The following is a 9,892-nucleotide window of genomic DNA, read 5'->3' on the forward strand; positions in this document are numbered from 1 at the left end:
CCTGTACGTCGCGTGTCTCATGGCGCGCGCGTTGAAGGACGTGGAATGGGACGACATCACGGAGTCCGCCGCCGCGGTCGTGACGGCGATCGCCATACCCCTCACGTACTCCATCGCCGACGGAATCGGCCTCGGTTTCATCACCTACGTCGCCATCAAGGTGCTGGCGGGCCGCTGGCGCGAGTGTCCGCCGATGCTGCTCGTGGTGGCGCTGGTGTTCGCCGCGAAGTTCATCTGGCTGTAACCTCCCGGCGCGTGACACGTTGGCCCTGCTCCTCCTCGATAGAGAGGCTGAATGAATCAGACCGCACGGTCACTTTGCGGGCTGTCCACAGTTCTGCTCCTCCTCGCGGCGCCGGCGGCCGCGGCCGGCCAGGCGGAATTCCAGCTCCAGCTCGGCAAGCTCGTGAACCCGTTCGCGGACACGAGACACGGAACGACCGTCGTCACCTTCCAGCACGCCGCGCAGTGGTCCTGGGGCGACCACTTCATGTTCTTCGACTACACGGCGGACGGGGGGAACGACGGGTTCAACGAGAAGGACCTGTACGGCGAGTGGTATCCCTCGCTGAGTCTGGGGAAGATCAGCGGCGGCCGCGCGGGTTTCGGCCCGATCCGCGACTTCGCCCTGCTCGGCGGCGTGAACTACGGCTCGCAGGCGAAGGTGCTCAAGTACACGCCCGGGTTCCGCGCGTCGTGGGACATTCCGGGGTTCATCTTTCTGAATACGGACTTCGCCCGCCTCGTTGACGCTTCGAGCGGGGTCGACAACGGCGGCGCGCCGGCGACGGACAACGGCTGGATGTTCGACGTGAACTGGCTCGCGACGTGGGAGATGCTGGGCCAGACCTTCACCTTCACCGGCCACGCGGAGTACATCAGCGCGGTGACGGACGAGTTCGGCAACGAAGTCCGTGCCTGGATCCTCGCCCAGCCGCAGCTGACCGTGGACATCGGCCGGATCCTGGGGGGAGACGGAGGTCGCCTCATGAGCGGCGTCGAATACCAGTACTGGCGTAACAAGCTGGGGACCGATGTGTCGGAGAGCGTGGTCCAGTTCCTCGTGGTGTGGCGGCTTTGAACGCGGTGCCCGCCCATCGGACCCGTAGCCTGCTCGTCGCGAGCTGCCTGCTCGCGGGCCTGCCGGGCGCGGGCTCCGTCGCGGGCGGTCCGGATCCGCTCTCGGCGCAGACGCCGGAGCAGCGTTACTCCGACTGGGTCCGCCCGGGCTTCCGCCCGCAGGAATACGAGTTTCGCCGCAACCGCATCCTCGACGGCCTGCGCGCCACCGGGGGCGGTCTCCTGCTCGTCCCCTCGTCGGACGGCATCACGCACGGCGAGACGTTCCGGCAGCTCGAGGACTTCTGGTACCTGACGGGGCTGGAAGTCCCCCAGTCGATGCTTGTGCTGGACGCAGGGCGCGACCTCGCGATCCTTTTCATGCCGCAGCGGGATCCGCGCTTCGAGAACCCGGGCCGACCGAACGACTTCCCGGGCCGCCCGCTGCTCGAGGACTACCGGATCCGCGGGATCGGCGGCGCGGACGACTATCGCGACATCGCCGAACTCGAAGGCTTTCTCCGCGAGCGCGTGGGGAGGGGCGAGATCCTTCGGGTGAACGCGGGCGCCGCGGGTGAGGTCTCCGATCCGGTCGTCCCGCTGGTCGGGAGCCTCGACCCCACGGCATCTCTGATCCGGCGACTGCGGGACGACTATCCGGACGCGCGCTTGGTGAACGCGTTCGAGATCGTCGCGCGTCTGCGCATGGTGAAGTCCCCCGCCGAGATCATGCGCATGCGGCGCGCGGCCGACGCCACGATGGCCGGGATCCGGGCCGCCGCCGCCCTCGTTCGGCCGGGGGTCGATGAGCGCACGCTCCAGGGCGAGTTCGAGCGCGCCTGCCGGGAGGCGGGCGCCCAGTCCATCCCCTTCACGCCGATCATCAAGTCGGGCCCCAACAGCCTCTGGCCGTGGCGCGTCCTCGCGGCCCACTACGACCGCCGCAACCGCCGGATGGAGGACGGCGACCTCGTGATCTTCGACGTGGGGTGCGAGATCAACGGATATGTGAGCGACGTCGGCCGCACGTTCCCCGTGAACGGCGCCTTCACCGAGATCCAGCGCGAGAAACTCCTCGTGAGCACCCGGGCAACGGAAGCCGTCATTGCCGCCGTGCGCCCGGGCGTCACCCTGCGCGAACTCACGCAGGTGGCGTACGACGCGATCCCGGACGAGGAGGAGCGCTACATGCAGACGCCCTCCTTCTTCGGCCACCACATCGGGCTCTCGACCGGAGATCCCGCCCTTCTCGACGAACCGCTCGCGCCCGGGATGGTGTTCACGATCGAGCCGTGGTACTACAACCACGACCTCGGCGTCTCGGCGTTCGTGGAAGAGGTCCTCCTGGTTACCGAAGACGGCGCCGAAGTCATCACCGACGCCCTCCCCCGCGACCCCAACGCCCTGGAGGAGTTGGTCCCCTGAATGGAGACCCTCGGCGTCGGGTGTCGCTGGCGCTATCCCGGCGGTTCCTCCGTTCCCTCCCGGAGAACGGCGAGGTAACTGTCATAGGCGAAGATCTTGCCCCGCTGGCGGCCCGTAATTTCGCTCACGAAGCCCAACTCTTCGAGGGACTTCAGAGCGGCGGCGACCGTCGGACCGGAGAGACTCGTGCGCTCAGCGAGTCCGTTGATGCTGTCGACCGGGCGTTCTACCAGCGCGCGGTGTACCCGTAGAGTTGAACTTGCCCGTCGTCCCTCCTGGATCCGGGCACGGTTGTCCGCGACGAGTTCGAGTGCGGATCGGGCGGTCGCAACAGCACCCTCTGCCACCTCGTGCACACCTTCGAGAAAGAAGCGGAGCCACGCTTCCCAATCTCCCGTGCGACGCATGTCGTTGAGGAGTCGGTAGTAGGTGTCCCGATGCTGTTTGAAGTAGAGGCTGAGATACAGGAGGGGTTCACGCAGGAGTCCGGCATCGCACAACATCAACGTGATCAGTAAGCGACCCAGACGCCCGTTTCCGTCGAGGAACGGATGAATCGTCTCGAACTGCACATGCGCGAGTCCCGCTTTGATGAGAGCGGGCAGATCATCATCGGTTGCATGAATGAACCGCTCAAGCGCGGCCATGCACTCCTCCACATGGTTCGGTGGTGGGGGAACGAACGCGGCGTTTCCGGGACGCGAACCCCCAATCCAGTTCTGCGTACGCCGGAACTCGCCGGGCATCATCGTCGCGCCACGGCCGCTCGCGAGAAGCTTGGCATGCATCTCTCGCATGAGGCGATTCGAGAGCGGGAAGTTGTCGTCCTGCAGGCGTTGGATTCCGTGATACAATGCGGCGACGTAATTGGATGTCTCGACGACGTCATCCCGTAAGACGCCAGGTACCCCGCCCGCTTCGTGCAGCATGAGATCGGAAAGGGAAGACTGCGTACCTTCGATCTGAGAGGAGAGCACGGCCTCCTTCCGCACGTATCCGTACACGAAGTAGGCGGCGTCCGGAAGAAGCTCGGTCACCGCGTCGAGTCGCCCCAATGCGGCGGCAGCTGACTCGAACGGTTGGCGCAGCCCTTCCCGGAGGTCGATGTCCGGCGAGGGTGGCAAAGCTACGGGTATGAACGCTCGTACGGTTTCCCCGCCGGCTACCGTAACGTCGTAAGTGCCTGTCGCTTCACGTTTCATTCTTGACCCGAATCGTGCCTTGATCTTCACTTGATGCTGCTTGATAATCTCACGTCCACATCCGCTAAGCAATATTTTTGCCGTTTTCTTTCGTTACGCCTCGGCTAACGAAGGAACTTTTCCTTACGCCCTCTCGGGACGCTGCTAAGGAAAGAAAAATGACGTTTTCTTTCGTTACGCCTCGGCTAACGAAGAAACTTTTTCTTAGGTTGCTCCTGCTGCCGGGTTGCACGGGTCGGGTTACCTGACGCATGCTGCGACATGAGAACGGTGGAGGGGTTGATCGGTATCGGCCGGAAAGCCGTCATCGGGTTGGCCGCGGCGCTGCTTTGCGCCGCAACGGGTGGCTGCACCCGCGACGGGTGGCCCGATCCGGCGCCGGTGGAGTCCGACGCGCTGGCGGCCGAGCACGAGGAGTGGCGGGAGGGGCGGCGGCGCAGCCTCGCGAACCCCAACGCGGGCGTCATCAGTTGGGATGGGCTCTTCGAGTTGCGGGAAGGCGCGAACACGTTCGGCTCCGATCCGTCCGCGGCCATCGTTCTGCCGGAGGAAGACGCGCCGCCCCTGGCCGGAACCCTCCACCTCGATGGTGGGGCCGTGCGTCTCGTTCCCGAAGCCGGGAGCGGCCTGAGTCTGAGAGACCAGATGTCCGGCGCGGTCGGCGACCCCGTCACGGAGCCGATGCCGCTGCCGGACGACCGTAGCGAGGGGACGGTCCGCCTGGCGTTGGGGTCGCTCGGGATGCGGGTCCACGCGGAGCCGGGAACGGAGAGGCTGTGGCTCCGGGTCTGGGATACGGACGCCCCGCGGCTCGATGCCTTCGAGCTTCCCGGGTACTTCCCGATCACGAACGACTGGCGGGTGACGGCACGCTTCGAGCCCTATCCGGAGCCGCGCACGGTCTCGCTGGCCGACGTGAGGGGCGGGACCCTCGAGAACACCGCGCCCGGAGATCTCGTCTTTCGCGTCGACGGGGCGGAGCACCGCCTCATGGCTTTCGCCGGCGCGTCGAGCCGCTCCTATTTCATCAGCCTGTGGGACTCGACCGCCGTGACCGACACCTACCAGGCGGGCCGCTACATGCGCGCGCCCTTCCCGGACGACGACGGCTGGACGACGATCGACTTCAACCGCGCCTACAACGCGCCCTGCGCCTTCACACCCCACTCCGTGTGCAGCCTCCCACCGCGCGAGAACTACCTCCGCTTCGCCCTCACCGCCGGTGAGAAGCGGCCGTAACCGACGCCCCTGCTACAGGTAATATATGGCCTTATAAGTTTACTGCACGTTATTAGAGGCAACATATGGCCTCTTGACATCCCATCGATCCAGCGGCAATCTGGGGCTCGGACCAACGGCGGTTTGCGGAGATAGGAGCTGATCCTGGCTGCTGGCGTGACGCACGAAAATCTGACTTCCCGTGCGCTGCGGACCGAAATGGGGCGTCGCCTTGCGAAGCTGCGCCTTGCGAGGAACGTGACGCAGCGGACGCTGGCCGAAGAGGCGGGAATAGGACTGCGCACGCTTCGCCGCATCGAGGCCGGCCAACCGTCCGGCCTGGACAGCCTGCTGCGTGTCGCGATTGCCCTTGGCTTGGGGGAGGGTCTGTTGAGCGCGGTGCCACCGGTGGAAGTCCGGCCCATTGAACGCGTGGACTCCGGCGGAAGGGAACGGCAGCGCGCGCGTCCCCGGAAGGACGCGTCGCCGGGCGATCCCTGGTCGTGGGCCGACGAGTCGAATGACTGACGCAAGCGTGAACCTGTGGGGCCGCCGGATCGGCGCCGTGTCCTGGGATGTCGGGCGGGGAGTCGGCGTGTTCCAATACGATCCCGCGTTCCTGTCGGCCGGCATCGAGGTCTCTCCGATGGCGATGCCCGTGCGCGAAACGCCGTATGCCTTCCCCGCGCTCGGTGAGGCGTTCAGGGGCTTGCCCGGCCTGCTTGCGGACGCTTTGCCGGACAGTTTTGGCCACCGGCTGATCGACGTTTGGCTGGCGGAGACCGGACGCCGTCTCGAGGACTTCAGTCCGGTGGACCGGCTCTGCTACATCGGAAGGCGCGGCGTCGGGGCGCTGGAGTTCGAGCCGGCGCTACGAAGCGGCAACGGGGGCGGGGTTGAGATCGCGCAACTGGTCGATCTCGCCAACCGGGTTCTCGACGAACGTGGCCGACTGGTGGGCAGGCTCGACAGCGGCGGAGACGGCGAAGCGCTCGAGGACATCCTTCGCGTGGGAACCTCCGCGGGCGGCGCACGGGCGAAGGCGGTGCTCGCGTGGAATCCGGAGACGGGGGAGTTCCGGTCCGGCCAGGTGGACGCTGAGGCCGGATTCGAGCACTGGATCCTCAAATTCGACGGCGTCGCCAACAATCGTGACCGGGAACTCGCCGATCCGCTCGGCTACGGGCGGATCGAGCACGCGTATCACCTGATGGCGCGCGAAGCCGGCATTGAGATGTCGGAATGCCGCCTGCATCACGAGGGCGGCCGGAGCCACTTCATGACGCGGCGGTTCGATCGCGGCGCGAAGGGGCGGAAGATCCACATGCAGTCCCTCGCGGCATTGCGGCACTTCGACTACAACCTGCCGGGTGCGTATGCGTACGAGCAGGCGGTGGAGACGATCCGGAGGCTCGGGCTCGGCATGGCAGTGGTCGAGGAGCAGTACCGCCGGGCGGTCTTCAACATCGTCGCGCGGAATCAGGACGATCACGTGAAGAACATCACGTTCCTGATGAACCGTAGCGGGGCGTGGCGACTGTCGCCGGCATACGACGTGGCGTACGCCTACAATCCGCGGGGGAGATGGACAGGTCGGCACCAGATGAGCATGGCGGGCAAACGCGACGGTTTCGAACGCGTCGACCTGCTGAAGTTCGCGGAGACCTCCGGCCTCAAAATCCCGGCCGCGAGCCGCGTCATCGACCGGGTACTCACCGCGGTCGGCAACTGGCGGCATTTCGCATCCGAAGCGGGCGTCGAGGAAAGGGATGCCGGGCGGATCGCGAAAACGCATCGCTTCGACCTGCGGTGACGGTAGGCGTCCGCGTCAGGCCGAGGGGAGTCCCCTCTGCATCTCCTCGGCGGACATGAGGGAGAGGGCGCAGAACGTGAGTGTCCCGTTCGCGCAGCCACCCGAGACGATCGTTGGCGCCCCCACCACGAAGAGGTTCTCGTGATCGTGGGTGCGGCCCCACCGGTCCACGACGCTCGTGGCCGGATCGTCGCCCATGCGGCAGCCGCCGCCCGGATGCTCCCACAGCTCGGACGGCCGCCCGATGCTCCTCATGGAGCCTCCGGCCGCGCGGGCGAGTTCCTCGAAGCGTCCGGAGATCGTCTCGACCGTGTGGTCCTGCAGGTCGATGCTCTCCTGCGCCGGACGGTAGTCGATCCGGGGCATCGGGTCGCCCAGCTCGTTCGTACTTCCGGCGTCGAGCGTGAGGCGGCTGTCCCGGTCCGGGAGGAGGTCGTAGTAGGCGCGGACGCGCGCGGTGGACTCGGACTCCGTGCGGGCCCTCCAGTCGGCCATGATCTCGTCGCCCCAGAGGAGTTGTTCGTCTTCGCCCTTGAGCCTCGGGCCGCGGCCGACGTTGGACTCCCAGAGGCGCAGGTCGTGGCGCACGTAGCGGTCCAGCGGTCCCGGACTCGCAAAGCGGCGGGACAGGAGGCTGTTGTAGACGAACATGCCGGGGTAGAGGCGCAGCGGCAGGTTGATGAAGCCGCTGAGGTACCAGTGTCCCGTCATGTACCGCCCCACGTTTCCGGTGCGGTTGGCGAGACCGTCCGGGAAGCGGCTGTTCGCCGAGAGTAGCAGGAGGTGGGAGCTCCAGGCGTGGCCGGTGGCGACCACGAACGTGCCGGCGCGGAACTCGACGGGCTCGTCGGGTGCGTCCTGGTCGACGGCTTCTGCGACCGCGATCCGGTTCGAGCCCGGCTCCAGGCTCAGGCGACGCACGAGGGTTCGGGTGACGAGGTCGATGCGCCCGTCCGCCAGCAGCCGGTCGAAGGCGAAGTCGGGCGTGTACTTCGCCCCCGTAGGGCAGACGAAGCAGGTGTCGCAGCGGCGGCAGATGTTCCGCCCCTGGTACAGCTCCGTGTTGCGTGCCCAGGGCTGCGTCCAGAATGGGATGTCCGTCTTTTCCGTCCACTCCCGCATGCGTGCGAGGCTGTACGACAGCGGGAGCGGCGGCATGGGGTAGGGCTTCGAGCGGGGGTCGTACTCGGGAGGGCCCTGTTCGCCGGCCACGCCGATCCGCTCCTCCGCCTCCTGGAAATACGGCTCGATGTCGTCGAAGGAGATAGGCCAGTCGGAGGCGACACCGTACAGCGACCGCAGGCGGAAGTCCTCCGGGGAAAAGCGCGGGACCGCGCCGCCCCAGTGCATCGCCGCACCGCCCACGACCATGGAATTGTACATGGCGCCCGTGCCCGTCTGACCGCGGATATGGTCGTTGGGCCAGGGATTCTCGCCATAGGCCAGCATCCGCGCCCGGGTGTCGGACCGTTCATCGAGAGATGCCGTCCGTTCGCCGGCCTCGACGACGGTGATCGAGGCGCCGGTCCGCTCGGCGAGCCGCTCGGCGACCATGGCGGCCGTGATCCCGCCGCCGATGATGCAGACGTCGCTCTCCACGACTCGCTTTGCCGAGCGACGGCGTGTGCGGCTCACGACGGGGTTCCCAACAGCGCGGGTTCGTCTTCGGCCCCCTCGATCGAGCGGCAGAGTTCCCTCCGAATGGCCCGCCCGTAGCAGAGATCCGTCGCGATCGCGGAGCCGAAGAAGTGGGCCATCAGGGCCAGCGCGACGTGGTCCGCACTCTGAGGCGCCCCAAGGCCGGGCTCGGCGTCCGCAAGTGGACGCGCGAGGAGTTCCCGGCGACCGGGTACTTCGAGGTCGGAGAGGGACATTCCGTGGCGGCTCCCGCACTCCTTCTCCAGACCCTCGAGTTGCGCGACCCACCCCGGTCTGGGATCCGGCCCCGAGTATCGGATCTCGGGCACCAGGTACGGATGACTCAGTTCGGCGACCGGCTCCAGCGCGTCGGACCAGCGCTCGAAGGCGCGCACGGCTCGTTCGCGGCCGTCCTCGCCGAGTTCGTCCGGGAGGACGGCTTCGGCGACGGCCCGGAGGGTTTCGGCGGGGAGGGGGACGGGGGTGGTGCCCTCGGTACGAGAGAGCGCGTCTCCGTCGGTCTCGGCCGCCCGCCCGCCAGCGGCTTCGGGAGCGCAACCGGCCAGGGAAACGGCGGCCACCGTCGCGGCAGACTGCTTCAGAAACGTCCTGCGAGATTCCGCCATGGCCACCGGCCTCCGGAGATTGGCTGCCCGTAATCTTGAATGGAGCGTAGGTATCGAGCCGGAACCGTCGCAACTCCCGGGCGCCGAAACTGGCGAGCGAAAGGCGCTCGCCCCATCCTTCACCCCCTTGGGGCACCGCCGTGTCCCGCTATCGAGGGGCCGTAGCTCAGTTGGGAGAGCGCCTGCTTTGCAAGCAGGAGGTCGTCGGTTCGAATCCGATCGGCTCCATCCCCTCAACAGCCCCACCGCCGGGAGGCGGTCGGATCGTTCAATCGCTCAGCGAGCCTCGATGAAGAGGTCGGCGATCTCGTAGATCGCGTCTCCGAACACGAGCGCGCCGCCCTGTGGATAACCGATGTCCGCGACGTTCGCGGCGACGGCGACGGCCACCCCGTCGTCCGGGTAGATGATGAGCAGCGCGTTGCCGCCGATCGCGCCGCCCGCGTGCCCAACGGCGCGGCGCCCGCCCCCTCTCGAGGGCGGGAAGAGGCGCCAGCCGATCCCGACCCCGATCTCCTCGCCGGAGGCAGTGCGCTGGGATGTCCATACGAGGTCCAGCGTCTCCTGGCTGAAGAGTCCCGGCTCGACGTGCGCGTGGGCGAAGCGCAGCAGGTCCTCCGTCGTGGAGAGGAAGCCGCCCCCGGCCCACTTGTGGGAATTGTCGATGTAGCGGGCGTTGATGAGGCGGCCGTCCGGCGTGCGGTCGTAGGGGCGCGCGCGGTTCACGATCAGGCTGTCGGTGTGGTCTCCGCCCGTGCGGAGCATCCCGAGCGGCTCGAACACCTCCTCGCCCAGGTACCGCAGGAACCCGCGTCCGGAAGCCGCCGCGATCACGGCGCTCATGAGGTTGAACCCATAGCTCGAATAGGACCATTCGGTCCCGGGCGTCGCGACGAGCGGGTCGTCCCGGA

Annotated in this window: 10 protein-coding genes and 1 tRNA gene; 7 read left to right on the forward strand and 4 right to left on the reverse strand. The window is 67.2% G+C overall.

Features of this window, described 5'->3' with window-relative positions; genetic code table 11:
- The 3 genes from OXN85_06980 to OXN85_06990 all read left to right on the forward strand — a co-directional run.
- On the forward strand, positions 1 to 244 hold a 244-nt coding region (locus tag OXN85_06980; protein MCY3599698.1), incomplete at its 5' end, for an NCS2 family permease.
- Between the two features lie 51 nt (positions 245 to 295).
- A complete protein-coding gene (locus tag OXN85_06985) occupies positions 296 to 1,081 on the forward strand; it encodes a nucleoside-binding protein (GenBank protein ID MCY3599699.1) in 786 nt (261 codons plus the stop codon).
- Between the two features lie 5 nt (positions 1,082 to 1,086).
- Positions 1,087 to 2,484: a Xaa-Pro peptidase family protein gene (locus OXN85_06990; GenBank protein ID MCY3599700.1), complete on the forward strand. Its 1,398-nt coding sequence runs from the start codon at positions 1,087 to 1,089 to the stop codon at positions 2,482 to 2,484.
- Between the two features lie 32 nt (positions 2,485 to 2,516).
- Here OXN85_06990 and OXN85_06995 read toward each other — a convergent pair whose 3' ends face one another.
- Positions 2,517 to 3,686: a Fic family protein gene (locus tag OXN85_06995; protein MCY3599701.1), complete on the reverse strand. Its 1,170-nt coding sequence runs from the start codon at positions 3,684 to 3,686 to the stop codon at positions 2,517 to 2,519.
- A 261-nt stretch (positions 3,687 to 3,947) separates the two neighbouring features.
- Between OXN85_06995 and OXN85_07000 the strand changes: the two genes are divergently transcribed.
- The 3 genes from OXN85_07000 to OXN85_07010 all read left to right on the forward strand — a co-directional run bounded on the left by OXN85_07000 (position 3,948) and on the right by OXN85_07010 (position 6,717).
- Positions 3,948 to 4,925 carry a DUF1684 domain-containing protein gene (locus OXN85_07000; GenBank protein MCY3599702.1) on the forward strand — a complete coding sequence of 326 codons (978 nt, stop codon included), beginning with the start codon at positions 3,948 to 3,950 and terminating at the stop codon, positions 4,923 to 4,925.
- A 156-nt stretch (positions 4,926 to 5,081) separates the two neighbouring features.
- Entirely contained in the window at positions 5,082 to 5,432 is a 351-nt protein-coding gene (locus OXN85_07005) for a helix-turn-helix transcriptional regulator (protein ID MCY3599703.1), read from the forward strand.
- A complete protein-coding gene (locus tag OXN85_07010) occupies positions 5,425 to 6,717 on the forward strand; it encodes a type II toxin-antitoxin system HipA family toxin (GenBank protein MCY3599704.1) in 1,293 nt (430 codons plus the stop codon). Before OXN85_07005 ends, OXN85_07010 begins: the two co-directional genes overlap by 8 nt.
- Before the next feature lie 15 nt (positions 6,718 to 6,732).
- Here OXN85_07010 and OXN85_07015 read toward each other — a convergent pair whose 3' ends face one another.
- Entirely contained in the window at positions 6,733 to 8,352 is a 1,620-nt protein-coding gene (locus OXN85_07015; GenBank protein ID MCY3599705.1) for a GMC family oxidoreductase, read from the reverse strand.
- Positions 8,349 to 8,981, reverse strand: coding sequence for a twin-arginine translocation signal domain-containing protein (locus tag OXN85_07020; GenBank protein ID MCY3599706.1), 633 nt, complete (start codon positions 8,979 to 8,981; stop codon positions 8,349 to 8,351). Before OXN85_07020 ends, OXN85_07015 begins: the two co-directional genes overlap by 4 nt.
- Positions 8,982 to 9,136: 155 nt before the next feature.
- Between OXN85_07020 and OXN85_07025 the strand changes: the two genes are divergently transcribed.
- Positions 9,137 to 9,209 (forward strand) — tRNA-Ala (locus OXN85_07025).
- Positions 9,210 to 9,257: 48 nt separating this feature from the next.
- Here OXN85_07025 and OXN85_07030 read toward each other — a convergent pair.
- Positions 9,258 to 9,892 (reverse strand): serine hydrolase (locus tag OXN85_07030; GenBank protein ID MCY3599707.1); only part of this gene is annotated, 635 nt, incomplete at its 5' end.

The organism is Candidatus Palauibacter australiensis (assembly GCA_026705295.1).
Lineage (GTDB): Bacteria > Gemmatimonadota > Gemmatimonadetes > Palauibacterales > Palauibacteraceae > Palauibacter > Palauibacter australiensis.

Excerpts from the sequence above, each read along its gene's own strand:
- OXN85_07000 (MCY3599702.1), top strand. The coding sequence starts at position 3,948 with ATGAGAACGGTGGAGGGGTTGATCGGTATCGGCCGGAAAGCCGTCATC.
- OXN85_07020 (MCY3599706.1), bottom strand. The coding sequence starts at position 8,981 with ATGGCGGAATCTCGCAGGACGTTTCTGAAGCAGTCTGCCGCGACGGTG.
- OXN85_07010 (MCY3599704.1), top strand. The coding sequence starts at position 5,425 with ATGACTGACGCAAGCGTGAACCTGTGGGGCCGCCGGATCGGCGCCGTG.
- OXN85_06995 (MCY3599701.1), bottom strand. The coding sequence starts at position 3,686 with ATGAAACGTGAAGCGACAGGCACTTACGACGTTACGGTAGCCGGCGGG.
- OXN85_06985 (MCY3599699.1), top strand. The coding sequence starts at position 296 with ATGAATCAGACCGCACGGTCACTTTGCGGGCTGTCCACAGTTCTGCTC.